Source organism: Streptomyces sp. NPDC048523 (genome assembly GCF_043199815.1).
GTDB lineage: Bacteria > Actinomycetota > Actinomycetes > Streptomycetales > Streptomycetaceae > Streptomyces.
This window is the reverse complement of record NZ_JBICWQ010000003.1, coordinates 1023314-1041443: the sequence shown is the minus strand read 5'-3', so window position 1 is coordinate 1041443 and position 18130 is coordinate 1023314. Positions and strand designations below refer to the sequence as shown.

19 protein-coding genes and 1 tRNA gene are annotated in these 18130 nt (G+C 67.5%); 3 read left to right on the top strand and 17 right to left on the bottom strand.

What is annotated here, in order from left to right; translation table 11 throughout:
* Nucleotides 1-76 precede the first annotated feature (76 nt).
* From lysA to ACGFWE_RS20640, 3 genes are all read right to left on the bottom strand, one after another.
* Complete coding sequence (lysA, locus tag ACGFWE_RS20650; RefSeq protein ID WP_352391213.1) at nucleotides 77-1468, bottom strand: diaminopimelate decarboxylase; 1392 nt, start codon at nucleotides 1466-1468, stop codon at nucleotides 77-79.
* Between the two features lie 25 nt (nucleotides 1469-1493).
* Entirely contained in the window at nucleotides 1494-2648 is a 1155-nt protein-coding gene (nrtL, locus tag ACGFWE_RS20645) for an ArgS-related anticodon-binding protein NrtL (protein ID WP_393600713.1), read from the bottom strand.
* A 149-nt stretch (nucleotides 2649-2797) separates the two neighbouring features.
* Complete coding sequence (locus ACGFWE_RS20640; protein ID WP_393600711.1) at nucleotides 2798-3238, bottom strand: response regulator; 441 nt, start codon at nucleotides 3236-3238, stop codon at nucleotides 2798-2800.
* 197 nt (nucleotides 3239-3435) lie between these two features.
* On the opposite strand from ACGFWE_RS20640, the gene ACGFWE_RS20635 reads away from it, so the two are divergent.
* Both ACGFWE_RS20635 and ACGFWE_RS20630 read left to right on the top strand, forming a co-directional pair.
* Nucleotides 3436-3507, top strand: a tRNA-Arg gene (locus ACGFWE_RS20635).
* A gap of 789 nt (nucleotides 3508-4296) precedes the next feature.
* Nucleotides 4297-5286, top strand: coding sequence for a hypothetical protein (locus tag ACGFWE_RS20630; RefSeq protein ID WP_393600709.1), 990 nt, complete (start codon nucleotides 4297-4299; stop codon nucleotides 5284-5286).
* A gap of 82 nt (nucleotides 5287-5368) precedes the next feature.
* Here the strand turns inward: ACGFWE_RS20630 and ACGFWE_RS20625 are convergent, their stop codons facing one another.
* The 5 genes from ACGFWE_RS20625 to ACGFWE_RS20605 form a co-directional block, all read right to left on the bottom strand.
* Nucleotides 5369-6808, bottom strand: coding sequence for a tyrosine-type recombinase/integrase (locus tag ACGFWE_RS20625; protein ID WP_393600707.1), 1440 nt, complete (start codon nucleotides 6806-6808; stop codon nucleotides 5369-5371).
* Nucleotides 6805-6996: an AlpA family transcriptional regulator gene (locus ACGFWE_RS20620; RefSeq protein ID WP_101400676.1), complete on the bottom strand. Its 192-nt coding sequence runs from the start codon at nucleotides 6994-6996 to the stop codon at nucleotides 6805-6807. Before ACGFWE_RS20620 ends, ACGFWE_RS20625 begins: the two co-directional genes overlap by 4 nt.
* 315 nt (nucleotides 6997-7311) lie before the next feature.
* A complete protein-coding gene (locus tag ACGFWE_RS20615) occupies nucleotides 7312-8856 on the bottom strand; it encodes a YfjI family protein (RefSeq protein ID WP_393600705.1) in 1545 nt (514 codons plus the stop codon).
* Nucleotides 8857-9013: 157 nt separating this feature from the next.
* Nucleotides 9014-9892 carry a bifunctional DNA primase/polymerase gene (locus tag ACGFWE_RS20610; protein WP_393600703.1) on the bottom strand — a complete coding sequence of 293 codons (879 nt, stop codon included), beginning with the start codon at nucleotides 9890-9892 and terminating at the stop codon, nucleotides 9014-9016.
* The gene (locus ACGFWE_RS20605; RefSeq protein WP_393600701.1) at nucleotides 9889-10614 is read right to left on the bottom strand and encodes a DNA methylase; all 726 of its coding nucleotides are present in this window, start codon (nucleotides 10612-10614) and stop codon (nucleotides 9889-9891) included. Before ACGFWE_RS20605 ends, ACGFWE_RS20610 begins: the two co-directional genes overlap by 4 nt.
* 283 nt (nucleotides 10615-10897) lie before the next feature.
* Here ACGFWE_RS20605 and ACGFWE_RS20600 point away from each other — a divergent pair, with 283 nt between their 5' ends.
* Nucleotides 10898-11878, top strand: a complete 981-nt coding sequence (locus tag ACGFWE_RS20600; RefSeq protein WP_393600699.1) for a pentapeptide repeat-containing protein — start codon at nucleotides 10898-10900, stop codon at nucleotides 11876-11878.
* Nucleotides 11879-11889: 11 nt separating this feature from the next.
* Here ACGFWE_RS20600 and ACGFWE_RS20595 read toward each other — a convergent pair whose 3' ends face one another.
* The 9 genes from ACGFWE_RS20595 to ACGFWE_RS20555 all read right to left on the bottom strand — a co-directional run bounded on the left by ACGFWE_RS20595 (nucleotide 11890) and on the right by ACGFWE_RS20555 (nucleotide 18068).
* Complete coding sequence (locus ACGFWE_RS20595) at nucleotides 11890-12048, bottom strand: hypothetical protein (protein ID WP_393600697.1); 159 nt, start codon at nucleotides 12046-12048, stop codon at nucleotides 11890-11892.
* Nucleotides 12049-12069: 21 nt separating this feature from the next.
* A complete protein-coding gene (locus tag ACGFWE_RS20590) occupies nucleotides 12070-12534 on the bottom strand; it encodes a hypothetical protein (RefSeq protein WP_393600695.1) in 465 nt (154 codons plus the stop codon).
* A gap of 11 nt (nucleotides 12535-12545) precedes the next feature.
* Entirely contained in the window at nucleotides 12546-12740 is a 195-nt protein-coding gene (locus ACGFWE_RS20585; protein WP_037717778.1) for a hypothetical protein, read from the bottom strand.
* Nucleotides 12741-12892: 152 nt separating this feature from the next.
* On the bottom strand, nucleotides 12893-13144 hold the full coding sequence (locus tag ACGFWE_RS20580) for a hypothetical protein (protein WP_393600693.1): 252 nt from the start codon (nucleotides 13142-13144) through the stop codon (nucleotides 12893-12895).
* A 140-nt stretch (nucleotides 13145-13284) separates the two neighbouring features.
* On the bottom strand, nucleotides 13285-15510 hold the full coding sequence (locus ACGFWE_RS20575; protein WP_393600691.1) for a cell division protein FtsK: 2226 nt from the start codon (nucleotides 15508-15510) through the stop codon (nucleotides 13285-13287).
* 254 nt (nucleotides 15511-15764) lie between these two features.
* Nucleotides 15765-16145 carry an RRQRL motif-containing zinc-binding protein gene (locus ACGFWE_RS20570; RefSeq protein WP_393600689.1) on the bottom strand — a complete coding sequence of 127 codons (381 nt, stop codon included), beginning with the start codon at nucleotides 16143-16145 and terminating at the stop codon, nucleotides 15765-15767.
* A complete protein-coding gene (locus ACGFWE_RS20565; RefSeq protein ID WP_393600687.1) occupies nucleotides 16145-17134 on the bottom strand; it encodes a DUF2637 domain-containing protein in 990 nt (329 codons plus the stop codon). Before ACGFWE_RS20565 ends, ACGFWE_RS20570 begins: the two co-directional genes overlap by 1 nt.
* Nucleotides 17131-17784, bottom strand: coding sequence for a GGDEF domain-containing protein (locus tag ACGFWE_RS20560; RefSeq protein ID WP_393600685.1), 654 nt, complete (start codon nucleotides 17782-17784; stop codon nucleotides 17131-17133). Before ACGFWE_RS20560 ends, ACGFWE_RS20565 begins: the two co-directional genes overlap by 4 nt.
* Nucleotides 17781-18068, bottom strand: a complete 288-nt coding sequence (locus ACGFWE_RS20555; RefSeq protein ID WP_393600683.1) for a hypothetical protein — start codon at nucleotides 18066-18068, stop codon at nucleotides 17781-17783. Before ACGFWE_RS20555 ends, ACGFWE_RS20560 begins: the two co-directional genes overlap by 4 nt.
* Nucleotides 18069-18130: the final 62 nt, after the last annotated feature.

Here is an 18130-nt window from a genome sequence, read left to right as displayed (position 1 = left end):
GGAAGACCGTAGATCTTCCGTTCCTTCTCTATAGGGGCCCTATAAGGGTCCATCTCTGTAGAGCCCCTATAGAGGTTCATCCGACGTCGAGCCGCAGAAGGTCCTCCTCCGTCTCGCGGCGGACGATGACCCGGGACTCGCCGTCGCTGACGGCGACGACCGGCGGGCGCAGCACGTGGTTGTAGTTGCTCGCCATGGACCGGCAGTAGGCGCCCGTCGCCGGTACGGCGATGAGGTCACCCGGTGCCAGGTCGGCCGGCAGGAACGCGTCCTTGACCACGATGTCCCCGCTCTCGCAGTGCTTGCCGACGACCCGGGCGAGCATGGGCTCGGCGTCACTGGTCCTGGACACGAGGGCGACGGTGTACTCGGCGTCGTACAGCGCGGTACGGATGTTGTCCGACATCCCGCCGTCGACGGAGACGTAGGTGCGCAGCCCGTCGAGGGGCTTGATCGTCCCGACCTCGTAGAGCGTGAAGGCGGTCGGCCCGACGATGGCGCGTCCCGGCTCGACGGAGATCCTCGGGGTGCGCAGCCTGGCGGACTCGCACTCCCTCGTCACGATCTCGGTGAGCGCCTTGGCGATCTCGTGCGGCTCACGGGGATCGTCGTCGCTGGTGTACGCGATCCCCAGCCCACCGCCGAGGTCGATCTCGGGCAGCTCGACACCGTGCTCGTCACGGACGTCCTTGAGCAGCCCGACCACTCGATGGGCAGCGACCTCGAAGCCGGACATGTCGAAGATCTGCGACCCGATGTGGGAGTGGATGCCGATGAGCTCCAGCCCGTCGAGCTGCAGCGCCCGCCGCACGGCCTCGGCGGCCTGTCCGCCGGCGAGCGGGATGCCGAACTTCTGGTCCTCGTGGGCGGTGGCGATGAACTCGTGGGTGTGCGCCTCGACGCCGACGGTGACCCGGATCTGGACGCGCTGTCGCTTGCCGAGTCCCTGCGCGATGTGGGCGACGCGGACGATCTCCTGGAAGGAGTCGAGGACGATGCGTCCGACGCCGCTCTCGATGGCCCTGGTGATCTCTTCGCTGGACTTGTTGTTGCCGTGGAAGGCGATGCGGTCGGCGGGCATGCCCGCGGAGAGGGCGGTGGCGAGCTCACCCCCGGAGCACACGTCCAGGTTGAGCCCTTCCTCGTGCAGCCAGCGCACGACGGCTCGCGACAGGAACGCCTTGCCGGCGTAGAAGACGTCGGCGTCGGCCCCGAAGGCACCACGCCACGCCCGCGCCCGCTCCCGGAAGTCGGCTTCGTCGAGGATGTAGGCGGGGGTGCCGTGCTGTTCGGCGAGGGTCTTGACGTCGATGCCGCCGACGGTGACGACACCGTCGCTGTCACGGCCGACCGTCTGGGCCCACACCTTGGAGTCGAGGGTGTTGAGGTCGGAGGGCGGGGCGGAGTAGTGCCCCTCGGGAAGGACGTCGGCGTGACGGGGCCCGGCGGGATGTGCGGAACGGCTCATGTTCTCCGATGGCTTTCTGTGCGCGTCACAGGTGTTCGGGTGCGTCGATGCCGAGCAGGGACAGGCCACCGGCCAGCACCGCCCCGGCGGCTTCGGCGAGCGCGAGCCGGGCACGGTGGGCGGCCGAGGGTTTCTCCGCACCGCGCGGAAGAACGCCGGCGAGAAAGGGGAGCGCGGCATCGGCGACGGTGACGAGATGCCGGGCCAGGCGGTCGGGAGCGTGGTGTGCGGCGGCGGCGTGGAGGATACGGGGGTGATCGGCGAGGGCGTTCCACAGGAGCGTCGTCGTGTCGTGTACGACGCTTTCCGGTGCGGCGCTTTCTGGTACGGCGCTTTCTCGTACGGCTGGCTCTGCGCCCCGTGGGTTCACGTTCCCGGGCTCGCCGGGCTCCCCGGGCTCGGCGTGGAAGCCCAGGTCGGCGGCGTTACGGGTGAGGGCCCGGGTACGGGCGTGGGCGTAACGGACCCGGAAGAGAGGGTTGCTCTCGCGCTGGACCAAGTGGTCGGCGGTGATGCGGGGCCGGTCGTGGGGGGCCGGGTGGAGGAGCGCCCAGCGGGCGGCGTCGCGGCCCAGGGGGAGGGGGTCGGTGTCGGCCGGGACCGGTCGTACGTCGACGTCGAGGGGGGCGGGCGCGTCGGGGGTGCGGGGGGTGCCGGGGGTGCCGTATGTGTGGACTTCGGCGCCAAGGAGGTCGGTCCATCCCGCCTCCGGGCGGGCCGCGCAGTGGGTGCGGACGAGGGTGCCCTGAGAGCGCAGGAGGCGGGCGACGGCGTCCATCACGACGACGGCGCGGACTTCGTGGGGGGCGTGCAGGTGCACGAGCCGGCCAGTGGACCGGTCGGCATGGCCGTACCGCTCTCCGAGTCGGAGGATCTCCCGTACAAGGGCGTCCCGGTTCCCGCGCAGGCTGATGTTGAGGAAGCCGGGCCCGGTGACGACGACGTCGCGGATGCCGTCGCTGTGCGCGAGGCGCCGCCGGAGGATCTCGGCGACGTCGAGGGCCGGCTGCCCGGCGGGCCGGGCGAGCTGGAGCGCCACGTTGGTGGCGTAGTCACCACAGCCGCCGGCCCCGGGAGGCATGACCTTGACCCGCCCCGGCACGACGACGTCCAGTTCCCCGTCATCGACAGCACGACGCACCGCGCGCAGCACGGTACGGGAGAGCTCGACGGGGGTCACGGGACAAGCGTATGGGAGGAGGGGGGTGGGGGGACGAGCGGGTTTGAGTGAGGTCCGGCATGTGGGATGGCGAGTGAGCCCGGCGTCGGGTATGTCGGTGCACTCAGGGAGAGAGAGGGGTGTGACTGCGAGCCGGTACTCGTGGGGGCTCAGCCGCCGGTGTGACCGGCGGGCTCGGTCTCCCCGCCCCCGAGGACACCCCCTACAAGAGGGGAGTCACCCTCCCCCGAGCCCCGCACCTCCCGGCTCCTCTCCACCAACTGCCGTACGAGCCGCACGAGTTCGGCGGGCTCGAAGGGCTTGGCGAGGAAGGCGTCGACACCGACGTCGAGACCGCTGTCGACCTCGTGCTGCGTACAGGCGCTGACGATGGCGAGGGGAAGGTGAGCCGTCCTGGGGTCGGAGCGCAGCTGTGCGGCGGTCCGCAGTCCGTCCAGCCGGGGCATGACCACATCGAGGGTCACGACATCGGGGCGCACCTGATGAACCACATCCAGACACTCGACACCATCGGCCGCGGTCACGACCTCGAGACCCTCCAGCTCGAGATTGACCCTGATCAACTGCCGGATGACCTTGTTGTCGTCCACAACAAGCACCCGACCCGACGCGCCTGGCACAACTCGAGAGTAGGTGCGGACCGGCCACCGCGTCCGGGTTTTCCCCACTTCCACCCCGTGCGGGGGACCCACGCTCCCTTAGGCCTCGACAAACCTGTTCCTGATCACCCCGAGGGAGCTGGTAGTGTTCTATCCGTCGCCGCGAGCCACCAGCTCGACACCGACACGCCCCCGTAGCTCAGGGGATAGAGCAACGGCCTCCGGAGCCGTGTGCGCAGGTTCGAATCCTGCCGGGGGCACTTCGCCTCAACCAGCACGATGTTGCGGTTGACCAGCGCAGATGCCAAGCATGAAGAGCGGGAACCAGTCTCACTGGGTCCCGCTCTTTGTCGTTGTTGCGCGCTGATCACGATAGACCTGCGATAGACGCCCCAGTCACGCAGAAAGGTCTTCACTCTTGCGGACGCACGGTCACGGATTGCCCGCAAGAGGAGCCCTCCCCCGGTCCCACCTGAGCGTGCCCATCCGCACGAATCTCCCCCATTGACCGAAGCAACCTGCCAGACTCGATGTAACTCAAAGTCGAGATGTAGTCACGAGGTGCGATCAGTGGATTGGACTACGGCGGCAGCTTGTGGTGCAGCTGGCGGCGCCGTCGTCGAAGCCGTTGTGATCTTTGGTCGGATCACCTTGTGGCAGACGGAGCGTCAAAAGGCGGGCGAGCGAGGCCGCAAGAGACCTCGCCTGAAGAAGTTCGTTGACGTGCCAGCACACAGTCTTGCCTTGCTGACACGAGTGCTCATGGGGGCTGGCGCCGGCTGGCTCTTCCACACACAGGTGACTGGTGTTTACGCAGCAGTGGCGGCGGGTGCCGCCGCACCCGCACTCCTTAGGCAACTCGGTGCGGCCAAGAATCTTAACCACGATGCGAGCGCCGACGGATCGGCGACGGAGCTGACGTCAGCCGACAACATCGACCCTGAACAAGCGGGACCTGGGCCTAGGGCCACGGCCTCCCTCCCCGGAGCCGCCCGCCAAAACCCCCGAGTGCCTCGTTCCCGAGTTGACCGAAGGGAGGAGTCAGTCGAATGACAAAGCGCTCGTTCAGCACTCGATACTGGAACTCTCTCCTCACAAGGAACGTCGAAAAGCCACCCGGGGAGGATCTCTGGTCACGTTACGTGGCTGAACTCTTTGATACACCCTTGGCCTATAGGCCTGGGAATAGATTCACCGAAGGAGAGGAGGAGAACCAGCGGCCCACACCAGAGAAAAAGGGTAAAAATAGACGAGTATCGCGGACCCGCCGGAATTGGATGGGGACAGCACTCGGAGAAACTTTCACAGCAATCCTTTGGGCGCTATTTTGCGCCAATGTCACATATGGACTAACTAGCAATCCAGCACTTGCTTCAACTGCGGCAACACTAACATTCATGCTGGGTCTAGGCCTCACCATCTTCCACACTCAAAAAAGGCGCGATCAAAATGCGGAATTTGCAATGCTCGAAAGCGCCTTGACAGTGACGGTCGAACATATCGGAAGACTGGCGGTCACTCACCCAAAGGAGCCAGGAGACCTGGAACGCCTTCTGTCACGCATGACTGAGACCGCATCGGAACTCACACACCCAGAAGCAAAGAGCGGACTATACTTTATGCGGCGGGGAGACACTCTCCGCCTCTTTGCAACGGACTCAACAGAATCATCTTCTCGATTCCCTCCGACATTTGACATCGGAACCGAAGAGGGAAGCTTTATGCAGCAAATTGCGCTAAGTCGAAAGATCAGAAGAATCCCGAACTCCGACCCGGATGCTTACAGAGTCAAGCAGCTGAGCCGATTTGGTGTCACTTGGATGTGTCCCGTAGGGGCCGGGCAGGAAACTTACGGGCTCCTAGTGGTCAAAATTCCAAAAGCAGCGGCGAATCCAGCTTCGGTCGAAGAAAGGCTCAACATTTTGGCACTATCCATGGGGGCGGCATATGCAGTAGGAACCGCTCCAAACCCGGAACCAAACGCGGCACCTAAACAGGTTCGGTCAGACGTTCGAACCAGACTGCCGCAGGGAGAATAGGCGCATCAACACGCCGAGAAATGGCATTGCGTATTCTTAGACGAGAAATCCAAGAATACGCAACCCTAATTCGCTCACACGCTCATTCCCAGCCCATCTCCTTTGCGATTTTTGCATTCATCTCAGCTTCTTGACCGTAAATGCATCCCTCGTACACACGATGAATCACCTCGGGTGAGTTGCCAACTCTGCGTGCGATCTCAGCTACAGGCACTCCCGCGTTGAGCCAGGTCGTGATGCAGGTATGCCGCAGGTCGTACGGTCGCCCCCCGAGCATGGATGCCTGAAGGTCCGGCGGGAGCGCGTACTCGCGAGCGTCCCGCCACACGCGCCAATAGGTGCTGCTCCCCACGAGACCGCCCCGCTCGTTCGTGAAGAGCCGACCGTCCTGGGCAGTGCCGAACTCCCTCAGGTGGGCACGGAGCATGGTCACGAGCGGCGGGGGAATCGGAACCGGCCGGTCTTCCTTGGCCTCCCTCGACTTCAGGCCGCGCTTGTCGTGGCGCTGTCCGCTGTCTGTCCACTGCTTGCCCGAAACGGGGTGCGTGGCGTGGAGCGTCAGAACGCCCCACCCCTTCTCCGGGAGGAAGCAATCGGTCTTCCTGAGGCCCACGGCCTCACTCGGGCGGAGCCCTGCGAAGTACATGACTGCGTAGAAGCCCACCAGGCGCCGGCCCTTCTTGCGGTCCCATGTCCCGACGTACGAGACCGACGCAAGGAGTTGAGCGGCCTGCGTCTTGTTCACGAGAACGCGGGGGTCCACACGGTCCGATGAGGAACTCTTCACTTTCTTGAGGGCGGTGAGTGGGTTCTCCGTCAGAAGCTTGCGCTCGATGGCGTATTCAACCGCCGTGTTCAGCGCGCGCCGACGACGACGGGAGGTCTCTCCGGCCGCGGGGGTGCCGTCTAGCTTGAAGGAGATCCGATACTGAACGTCGCGAAGAATCTTCGGATCCTCCAGCGAGGAGACGGGAAGCGATTTCTTGGAGATCCACCCGTAGGCGTCTTCAAGTTCCTCCGGCGGGTCGAGATCGGCGTTCTTGGGAATTACCGCCCACCGAAGGGCGAGACGTAGTTCTTCCGGTGACGGCATTTTCTGTTCCTGCTCCACCAGAGCGAGCGTCACCGCGGCAAGCCCGTCGGCGATGCCCTCACGGGTCTTAGCCGCGGCGGTTGGCCAGCGCATCGCCATGTACTCGCGGCAGAACTCGAACCAGGAAACTTCCTCGCGGGCTTGCTCCGCAGTCGCCTCGGCCCGCACCTCGGATTCAGGCAGTCCATCGATGATGCGGAATGCCTCGCCACGACGCATCGCTTGCCACAGTTCAGATCTACGACTCTCCGCGAGAGCGACTGTGGCGAAGGTAGCGCTACTGACCTTTCCTCCGACTTTCCAACGGAGTTGGTAGGGACGGGTCTTGCTCTGCGCCTTGGACACTTTCCAAAGGCGCACATCGAGCGAAAACCCGTCTGGGGCCGGACCGTTGCTCCGCTCGACCCCACCGTCGGTTTCCTGCGTCACGCGCTCTCCTCCAGCGTCTGGAGCCACCGACTCAGTTCGGACCGGCGGATGCGCACCGCGCCGTTCGGGAGCTTGATGGACTTCGGGCCCTTCTTGTACTGCCGCCAGCGGTAGAACGTCGCTCGGGGTACGCCTATCTCTTCGATCACTTCGGGGATGGTCAGCATCTCGTCGCGGGGCTTGGCCACGACTCCTCCTCGGGCGAGAGAGTCAAGGGAAGGTGGTGAGACCGGCCGGAGCCGCCACAGAAACCACGGAAACCACAGAAACCCTGGATTGGCGGGCTGACCTGCAGTGATGCCCCGCGGTGTGGGCTGCCACAGAAATCGCGGAAAGTTCCACAGAAATAGGTGGCCGGACCGGTGGGGCCGGGCCCGGGTTATTTCTGTGGCTTCTCGGTTGGTTTCTGTGGCAGCGCTCCGCGAGCCCCTGACAGGGCTGTCTGTGCTGGTCAGGGGTTCGCCGGGGATATTTCTGTGATTCTGTGGTTTCTGTGGCGGGGGTCAGGCGGTCGGGTCGGTCAGGCGGGGGTGGATGAGGTAGCGGGGAGAGGGTGGCCGGCCGCGTCCTCCGGTGCGCTGGACGGCTTGGGCGCGCACGTAGCCGTGGTCTTCCAGCAGGGCCAACACGGGGTCGAGGTCGTTGGCGGTGCGGAACTCGGAGCGGGAGAGCTTGACCATCAGGTCCCGCTTGCTGACCTCACGCCACCCGTTGGCGTACAGCGTTTCCAGCACGGTGCGGGCTCGCTCGACGATGCGGTCGGCGCCCATCGAGTCGAACGCGGCGAGGCTGTGGCTGATGAAGTACTCGGCCAGCGCGATCGCGTCGCGCATGGTCGCTTCCGCCACGGGCACCATGTGCCCCTTGGTGAGATGTTCGGCGAGGTGGAGCAGGGCTGCCATGCGCGCGGTGGCGCCGACCAACTTGCCGCCCCAGTCGCCGATCTGGCCCATGATGCCGCCGCGGGCCTCCAGCATCGGTTCCACACGCGCCTGAAAGGCTTTCAGGGCGGCGACCGCCTCGGGGGTGAGCTGGATGAGGGCTGGATCGGTCCACTCGGCGAGGAACAACGTCAGGTCGAGGACGTGGCGCCGGTAGGTCTCCATCACCTGCTCGGGGATGGGCTCGGGTTCAATCTTGCGGCGGCCGACCAGCGACTCGGGGACCGAGTAGAGGAACCTGCCGAGCAGGCCGCGGCCCTTGAACCCGTCCTGGCGTCCGATGTCGTCCAGGACCTGCGGCTGCACGCACAAGCCCATGGTGAGGGCGGGGTGTTCGATGTATTCCTCGCGGGTCTGCCGGTCGACCTTGAGGCGGTCTCCAGCGTGGCCCTTGAGAAAGACACCCATGTTGGGCTTGCCGGAGTAGCGTCCGGCGATGATGTCGAAGATGTCGCCCTCCGCGGACATGACGGAGATCCGGCCGCCCTGCTCGGCCATGCGGGAGGTGACCGTCTCGGCGGTGGTGTCGTCGGCGAGCAACTGCGGCTTGGCCGGCACGCTGACGCTCTCCGCGGTCTGCGCCAGCGCGATCGCCGTGGCCACCAACTGATCCCGTTCGTCCGCGCTCGCGGATGCCGCTTTAGCGGTGGCCTTGTCGGCCGCTTCCTTGGCGAGGCGGGCGGTCATCTCGGCTTCCACGATGGCTGGTTGGGTCAGCGTGCGCAGTTGCTGTTCGGCCTCGTACAGCGGGTCGGTGAGCAGGCCGAACACGGCGGATTTGCGGTTGGCGGGCGGCAGCGAGACGACGACGTAGAGGTTGGTGGGCTCGCGCCAGTGCCCGCGCACCTGCACCACTGCCCTGCCGCCCGCCGCGGTGGCCAGCACGGACAGGGCGATGCATCCGGCGAGGTCGACGGGGGTCTGTGTCTCCTCGGCGACCGCGGCCGCGAACTCCCGCAGCCACTTCGGAAGGGAGGCGGTGGGGAAGGGGGCGAGCTTGCGGGGTCCGGCGAGGGGAACGGGGTCCTCCCACACGGCTGCGGGCGGCTCGTCGAGGGTGGGCAGTCCGGCCCACAGGTCGGTGCTGTCCACAGGCTGTGTGGTCATGAGGCTGCCCTCCCTTCGGTGGGATCGCCGCTGTGCGGGTCAGGACCAAGTGCAGTGCGGACGCCTTCGGCGACGTCCCTTCGGTCGCCTACGGCGGCCCGGGGTGCGGCCTGTGTGGCGTTCTGAGGCTGTTTTAAGGGGTTGAAGGGCTTATAGGTCATGCGGCGCCCCTCTCGGCCGCGCTGAGGCCGTTGGTGACCGCGCGGCGGGCGTAGGGCTCGGGGACACCGACCGAGACGGCTGCAGCCACGATCTCTCCCCCGATCACGTCCAGTCCGCACGGACCAGGACAGCCGGTGTGCTGCGCGGCGAGGAACCGGGCCACACCGAACGCCTGTGATCCGGCACCGGATTCGACTCGGGACCGCACGAGGGTGAGACCCCGTTCCAGGCCGATGCGGACGTAGCCGTCGGTGTGACGGCATCCGGTGGCAACCGTCCGGTCCCACGTGGCGCGCTCGGGGAGGGAAGAGACCACCTCCCCGCGGGCGGGGGTGGTCTCTTCCCTCCCCGCCAGGGCGCGGACGGCCGACGGCAGATCGACCATGCGGCCGGCGCCCGGACCGAGCCAACGGGCATACGACATACGGGACTTGATGTCGACACCAACCCGGACCGCGTTGTGCGAGCCCATGACGCCGCGGTAGATCCAGTGCTCACCGCGCGTCGTCGCCACGGTTCGGGTGGCGGGCAGGCTCTCGCGGGCCCAGGCGACGGCCGCCGCGTTGTCGAGGTCGACCACGGTCAGCCTCGCCCCGCCGGGGTGGTAGCCGACGCAGACGGCCCGCTCCCATACCGCCACCCACAGAGGGGAGTTGACGACGTTACGGTCAATGGTGGCAGCGGCCCACGCGTGGCAGGGGGCGGGGCAGCGGCAGGTGCCCGCGCGCTTCATGTTCGGACGGCCGCCGCACACGTTCTTGGCGCAGGCACGGCAGTTGCCGAACGGCACCTTCCCGACCCGCAGCGGCAGCACCGGCACACCAGCAGCAGCGAGGTGCAGCGCGGTGTGCAGATGGGTAATCGCGGTGCTCATGCGACCGCCCCCAGCGTTCCCGTGGCCGCGAGGTAGGCGCGGCCGATGAACTCCGTGTAGGCGGGCGGAATCGCCTCCAGCTCCTCGCGCACATCGGTCCAGTCGATGCCCATCGCGGCCTGAAGCTCCGGGACGGACGGCTTGCCCCCGCCGCTGCCGTACGCGGCCACGTACGGGCCGTCGTAGAACCGGCCATGCCGGTAGCCGCGCACCCGCCCGCGGTGCGGGACGTGCGCCGGCTGCCGGGTGGTCCAACCGTCCAGTTCGAAGTTGCGGTGACGGATGACTCCGAGCCCGAACATCTCGCCGCACAGGGTCAGGTCTTTGCGGATCTCGGCGCGGCCGTTGGGCTGCTCGATGACGTACGGCAGGCCAGCCTTGTCGAGCAGGTGGCGGGTGGGCGCCACCAGGTCGACGTGCGCGCGCCCCCATCCCTGGGAGGCATTGGTGCCCACGGTCAGGGCGCAGCCGTGCTGGCACGGCGGGGAGGCGTGGACGAACGCGTACCGGCGGATCTCTCCGGAGGAGGTCAGGGCGGCGAGGTAGTCGAGGGCGTCGCCCTGGTGTTGCGGGAAGGGGTAGTTCGGTCGGTGGGCGATGTCGCAGCCGTCCACGGCGAAACCGGCGCGAGCGTAGCCGGTGGCCGCGCCGCCGGCGCACGAGAACAGATCCAGCAGGCGCGGCCGGGTCTGGTCTCGCCTGATGGGGGTGGGTTGGGTCATGCTGGGGGTCTCCTGTTTCTGTCGAAGGGACGGAGAACCGGGGCGGTCGCGGTCTTTGGCGAGAGGCGACCGCCCCAGCTACGTCTAGAGGTCGGCCAGTGCGTCGACGGGCAGCTCAACTGGCGATCACCCAGCTGACAGAGCAATCGGAGCCGACCCACAGGGCTGCGCTGGAGTCGTTCTTCACAGGCTCCCGGAAGGGCAGCGCCCGGCTCGCTCGCCTGCCACTCTGAGGGCGCGAGGCGGCAAGGGAGTCAGCGAATTCCTAGGGGCGGTCAATAGCGTGAGTCGACGCACGATCTGGATCGCAGTACTGACAGCGTGTGGTGTCCTCGGAGTCGTCGTGTGCGGGGTGATCCTGGTGCCTCGCCTGCTCTACCCACCCCTGAGTTCGGCAGATCTGAGTGGCGTCGGCAGTGCACAGGCGCGCATCGAGTTGCAACAAGCTCAGTCCCGCTTGGCCAACGACGCGCGATCGGCGATGCTTCAAAGCTGCGTCGGATTGCTGGTGGTCATTGGCGCCGCAGCGACTTGGCGACAGGTCCAGGTGAGCCGAGAGAGCCAGATCACTGAGCGCTTCACTCGGGCCGTGGACCAGATCGGCAACCAGGACGTCAACGTCCGTATCGGCGGGATCTACGCCCTTGAACGCATCGCCAAGAACTCCCACGCAGACCGTGACCCGATTCAGTTCCTTCTAGGTGCTTTCGTGCGCGGCAGACTGACGTGGCTAGTTGGTACTGCCGACGGACCAGAGCACCCCACGGCCTCAGTGGATGAACAACTGCCGGTGATGAACGTCCGTGCTCCAGATGTTCAAGCTGCCATGTGGGTCTTGGAGCGCCGTTCTAGAACCCCAGATGATCCTCAGCTCTACCTGTCACGAGTAGACCTACGCCGCATCTCGCTCCGTGATGCCCGATTGAGCCGGACCCTGTTTCGCCACTCCAATCTTGCTCGGGCTGCATTGGCTGGCGCTCGACTCGATCGCTCTGACTTCACAGATGCGGACCTTCGGAGGGCTCTCCTCGATGGTGCGAGCCTCAAGGGCGCGAATCTCAACCGAGCGCATCTACAAGGAGCTAGCCTGCGCCAAGCTGATCTTCGCGGCGCGAATTTACGCGGCGCCGATCTCAATGACACGGTGCTGAACGAAACACTGATGACCGGTGCACAAGCGGATGAGACAACAGTCTGGCCCACTGGACTCAGCGCCGAAGCGCGCCGTGAACTCGGGATTGTCGACGAAGGTCCGAGCGCATGACATGCCCGTGCTCATCCGTTCAGCCGCATCACCGGGCGCTGTGGCAGGTCCGCGGCTTCCAGTGCGGTGGAATCGAAGCCGGGCAAGGTGGCGCGGGTGACCAGCGCGGCGGCGAGTTGTTCGGCGTAGGCGGCGCCGGTGCAGAGTCGCAGATGACGCGGATCTCGCACACGGTGCTCCCATCGGGGTGTTCAGCCGTTGAAGTGGTTGCGCTTGAAGACGGCCTTGCGGATGTGAAAGGTGTTGCCACCGCGGTGGCCGCTCGCGCTGAAGACCTGCACGGCGATCCAGCCGCCGAAGATGACGGCGGCGAGAATGATGAGCTGGTGAATCAGCGCGGCGAGCGCGGCGATGAACGTGGTCAGCAGGAACAGCCCGCCGCACACGGCGCCGAACCCGACGCCTCCGAGGGCGATGTTCACCGCCGTACGCGAGACGGCCGGCTTGGTGGCGACCGGTTGGGGCTTGGCGGGCTCGATGGCGTAGCCGGTGACGACGCGGCCGTCCGGCAGGACGATGCTCGTCACGGCCGCGATGCTGCCGTGCACGACCGCGAGCGGCGCCGTGCGGGCGGCGGGGGTGATCGGGGTGGGGACGTGGACTTCCACGGCCGCGGGAGTGGGCCTGTTGCGGCCGTGGGTGGTGGGTTCGTTCACGGGCTGTCTCCCTAGTTCCCGAGGGCGGACAGGGCGTCGGCGGACGCCTGCACGAGGTTGTGGATGGGCTCGTACGCGCCGGTCCCGGCGGCGAAGAACCCGAAGAGGAAGAGCACGATGGCCGAACCGCCCCCGGCGGACTTGGTCTTGACGGCGAGGGCGGACGCGGCGCCGAACAGCAGGACGGCGGAGATGCTGAGGATCACGGGGAAACTCGCTTTCGGGCGAGGTGGATGGGTGGATATGCTCCGCAGGCCCCGGGTGCTGGCAAGTTCGGGGCATTGACCGGCGACCGCGCCCACCTAGCTCCTGCTCGGAGCGGGGTCCGTCTCATGGCGGGCGGTCGTCTGTCTTCTCCTCAGCCGGTGCCGAAGCGGTAGATGCGTGCCCAGCGGTTGTAGAGCCAGCGGCCGACGCGTATGCGCTTGCCGGTGGCCTTGCAGCGGCGGCAGTCCTTGCCGCGCTTCTGGCGGCCCTTGCGGTCGGTCTTCATCTGGAAGCCCCAGCCGTTGCACTTGCGGCAGTTGCCGAACGGCGAGGCAGCACACACCGCGACGTAACACAGCGTTACGCCGAGCAGGAGTGTGATAGCGAGCAGGGCAGGGGTCATGACGGGCCCTCCGGGGCGGTTTTCAAGGTTTCCGCAGGTGGGCCGCTATGCGCTAGCGACCTGATCAGGGCTGGTTTGGGGCGCTAAGCGAGCCGCTAACGCTAGCGGGGGGTGCCGCTAGCGCTAGCGGCCCGCAGCGGTCAGCCCGCGTCCCGCTTTCCGTTACGCTCCGCAATCGCTGCGGTGATGTGGGAGCGGTCGACACCGCGCCGGTTGACGACCTTGCCGTCCACCCGGCGGCCCACCTGGATCGTGGACAGACCCCGCGGCTTCAGCGCTGCGGCGAGGGTCTCGGGCTCCCATCCGCCGTAGACCTCGGGGCGCAGTTCGGCGAGCCGTGCGACGACGGTCTCGGACCACACCTTGGTCTCCTTGACGGGGATCACGGCGAGGATGTCGGCGAGCAGGTCGTACGCGCTCGCCACGGTCTCCGGCTCTTCCCCGAGCGCGTGCCCGGACAGCAGTCCGGCCTTCTCGCGCGCCGTGCGTGCACGGGCGGCGATGCTATCGGCACCGGGTCCGTCGACGTAGACCGAGCCGACGATCCGGGCATCGGAGCCTTCACCGATGAAGTAGTGAATGCCCTTGTCACCCCAGCTGAACATGGTCGCCCGCACGCCCCGCTTGTAGGCGGACGTACCGAGGACCATGTCGTTCTCCAGCTGGCCCATGACCTTCAGGCACCAGCGGGCCGACGCGTTCGCGGAAATCCCGGTGGGCAGCGCCTTGGCGTCGGGGCGCTGAGTGGCGAGCAAGAGCACGATGCCGGTGGCCGGACCGCGCTTGACCAGGTCAGTTGCGATCTCCTCGAACTCGTCCTTGTGCTTGGGGTGCTCGAACAGCACCTGGCACTCGTCCACCCCGATCACGATGGGGTGAAGGCCAAGGGAGCGCTTGTCGGCGAGTTCGCTGGTCACCTTCGACTCCGGGCAGATGTCCCGCGGAAGCGAGCGGATCACCTTGGTACGCCGGCGCAGTTCCTCGCGCAGCGCCCGGAAGTCGTTGAGCGCGTACTCGATGGCGTCGTCATCGTCGCCCGCGGCGTGCCGGTGCGAGACGGCGTTGCCGACCGGGTCCAGGTCGCCGGTGCCCTTCATGTCGTAGGTGTGCAGTTCCGCCCGCGGGTCCAGCGCGGCGATGAGCAGGAGCAGGCGGAGCAGGAAAGTCTTGCCCATGCGCGGAATGGCGCCGATGATGCCCGCGATGTACATCAGGGTGACTTCAACCCAGCGTCCGCGCTGGTCGGTGCCGTAGGCGACGGGCTTGAACAGGTTGACCGAACCACTGGTCAGCAACGGCCACTTGGGCTTGCGGGAGGTCGACATGTCCTGATCGCCGACCCACAACACCAGGTGCCCGGTGTGCTCGCTCGGCACTGCCTCGGGCCATACGCAGCCCAGCGGCCGGCGCAGACCGGAGGCGAGCCGGTCGCGCCGCTCGATGACGTCCGTGACCGTGACGCCGTAGGGGAGGTTTCCCTCCGCACGCCATCCGGGACCGTCGCGGGTGATGGGGTCGGTGAACTCGAACCCGTCGCGGCCCTTGCCCTGTGCCTGGTTGATGGCGGGGATGCCGAGCGAGCCGAGCGCGCGCAGCACGATGTCACTCGTGAGCTTGACGGCCTTGGGGAGCTCCACCGCGCGGTGGATGACCGGGTCGTCCGCCTTGCGGCCGGCGGCCCCGAGCGCCATCACGACCGCACCGACCGACAGGGCCTGAAGCCAGCCGGGGGCCAGCACGTAGATGGCGAGCGCGGAGCCGAGCCCGATGAACATCGCGAGCACGGCGACCAGCGTCCGGAGTCGGACCCGTCCGTCACGCTGCCGCGACAACTTCAGGTACTCGGCAGCGTCCTCGCGCCGGACCGCGGCGAGTCGGACCGGCTCGCCCTCGCGGTCGGCCACCCACCGCATGGTGGCGCCCACGAACTTCGCGGCACCGGACGGCGCCTGAAGCGTGAGCCGTGCGGCGTAGACCGGAGAGCGCAGCGCGTGATAGCCGGCCGAGTGGGCGTAGTGGCGTGCCACCCACGCGGTGGCGGTCTTCAGTTCCGCCACGGACTTCAGCCACAAGGGAACGACCGGACGGCGCTGTGCGGCGAGCAGCCGACCGAGGTAGCCCGGACCGGTCGCCTTGGCGGTCGGAAGGTCGACCATCACGCGGGCGGTCGGGTCGCCCGACTCGATACCCGACCGACTCGGGTCGGGGTCGGCCGACGGGTCGGCGTCCCGTCGGGTGGTCGGGTCGGCCGACTCAGTCCGGGCCGACCGTGCCTTGTCGAGGTCGACTACCTCGCCCCCGGAGTCGGCGGCCATGTCGGCTTCGAGTCGGTGGAAGAGTTCGTTTTCGTCGTCGGGGTGCTTCACTGAAGGTTCCTTCCAATGGGAGGCAGGGCGGGGTCCGGCCGTCGCTGTAGGAGGTGGGTGGACGGACCCCGCAGGCAGTGCTACGGGGGGTGGCATGCGAAAATCTGAGGCCAGGACACGGCAGTGCGAGTGGTGCGGCAAGCCGGTGCAGCAGCCAGAAAGCCGCTGGCGAAGGCGGCGTTTTTGCAGCAAGGCACACCGCCGCAGGAACCGAATCCTGGACGCTGTCTGGGAATTCGTGGACATCTGGTAGGTCACGCAGCGCGCTGTTCCTCGGGATAGGCGCAGGGCACGCACGTGCCAAGTGAGGTGGGGATGACGTATCCCGCATCCGTGCGGCACTGCGGGCAGGTGCGGCGGGCGCGCATCGCCTTGGCGAGCGCGGCCCGCTTGCCGGGCGTCATCGGCCGCACGGGCTTGGCTCGGTCGACGCGGTAGAGGTAGGCGACCAGTGGGCCGCGCCGGTAGCGCGGGCGCAGCACCTGCGCCGCGATCGGCTGACCGCCCGGACGTAAGCCACGGGCGCGCAGTTGGCGACGCGTGGCGAGCCCGTCGGGGGCGTAGCGCCACGGGTAAGTGGGGATGCCGTACTGGCTGCCGGAGGGGTCGTAGCACTTGCCGAATGCCGCGGGCATCAGGCGGCCTCCGCCGCGGACTCCTCGCCCTCCGTGTCGTTGACGGAGTGCAGCGGGCGGCCCTCATCGCGCTCGGACTTCAACGCGTCGCGCAATGTGCGGGCGTTGGTTGCCGAGCAGTGCACTTCGGTGCGGATGCGTTCCGCGGTCAACTCCGTGTCGGGCCACTGTGCGGTGATCGCGCGTGCCTCGGTCAGCAGCTCCTCGAAGGTGCGCTGTGACTTGGCCTTTCCCTTGACGGGAGTCCGGCGGCGCGGACGCGGCTTAGCATCGGCCGGGGGCGCCGGCGTGGCCACCGGGGACGGCGCGGGGGTGGTCTCTTCGATGGCGGGGGTGAGGTCGCCCATGCGCAGCATCACGCGTTCGCGGCGCGGGGTCTTGGACCGCCACTTGCGACCGTACTGCTCGCGCAGATCCGCGCGAGCCAACTGCCGCTCCTTCTCCCGCGCCAGTGCCTCGCTGTAGGAGGTGACCTCCCACAGCGTCATCCGGCGCCAGAGCGCGAAGGTGGAGGGGAACGCGAGCAGCCAGCGGGAGAACCGGATCTTCTCCATAGGGCGGCCGGTGGCCGCTCCGATCCGCACGGCGTAGATGTGCGCGCCGATCTCTGAAAAGACCACCCACAGCTGCGGCATGGTGCCGTGCGCGACCTTGGCCGACAGGGAGTGTCCGGCCGCGATGTTCAAACCGCACGTGATCAGCGTGAGTGCCCAGGGCACGAACCGCACCCACGCGAGCGGCATATCCATGCGGATCAGGAGCAGGTTGGCGACGGTGAACACCGGGATGGCCACGTCGATGCCGACCGGCAGCATCCACGGCGAGGCAAAGCCCCAACTTGCCGCGGCAGCGGAGACCGCGTCGAAGGAGGAGATCAGTCCCAGCGCGCCGACCGCGGCGGCGGCGAGCGCGCCGATTCCGGCGAGTCCCAGTTCCGGGCGGGTCAGTGGCGGCACTCCGGACGCGGGTGTCTCGGGGGCGGCGGTCATGCCGCTGCCTCCGTTCCGCCGGCCGTACCGGGGCGACCGACGCGGCGGTTGTTGACCGTCCCTGCCTGCGGAGTGAGGTCCAGGGCGGTCAGCCAGTCGGCACCGGAGCGCTTGGCCGCGTACATCTGCTCATCGGCCAGGCGCAGCAGCGTGGACAGGGCCACGTCGTCAGCGCGGGGGGCGTAGGCGACCGCGCCAACGGAGGCTCCCACCGTGAGCGGGCGGCCGTCGACCGTGACCGGCTGCTCGATGGCGCGGGTCAACTCGCCCAATGTCCACGACAGATCAGCGTGACTGAAGACGCGAGCGACCGCGGCGAACTCGTCACCTCCCAGGCGCACCACGGTGCCCGCGTTGATGTCGGCCCATTCCGCGAGCCGCCGGCCGGTGGCCGCGATAACCGCGTCTCCGGCAGCGTGCCCGTAGGTGTCGTTGATCTCCTTGAACCTGTCGAGGTCAACGACGTAGACCGCGCTGGGACCGCCCGCCAACACCTTCATGGCGCGCTCCGCGAACGCGTCGCGGGTGAACAGACCGGTGAGCGGGTCACGACGGGCGGTCTCGATACGACGGCGCAGGCGCAGCGCGTGCAGCGACCATCCGGCCGCCATCGGCAGTCCGGCCGCAGCGGCAAACAGCAGCTCACTCATGCCGCAGCCCCCTTACGTGCCGTGCGCCGACGGGCGGGGCGGGCCAGAGGGACGACATCGAACAGGTCCGGGTTCTCCTCGATGACCTGCGCGGCGATGCGGACCAGGTCGTCGGGAAAGTTCGGGTTGTCGGCGAGGATGTCGCGCGCCGCGTCCTCGCGGGCGGCGCGCTCTTCGTCCGTCTCTCCCTCGACCCCGAGCCACAGCTCAATCGGGGTACCGAGCGCGAGTTCCGCGAAGTCGGCAGCAGAGATGGCCTGTTGGTGGCCGATGTACGTACGCATGGAAGTTCTCCAGGCATCGAAGGGATGCCGGGGCGGTCGCGGTCTTTGGCGAGAGGCGACCA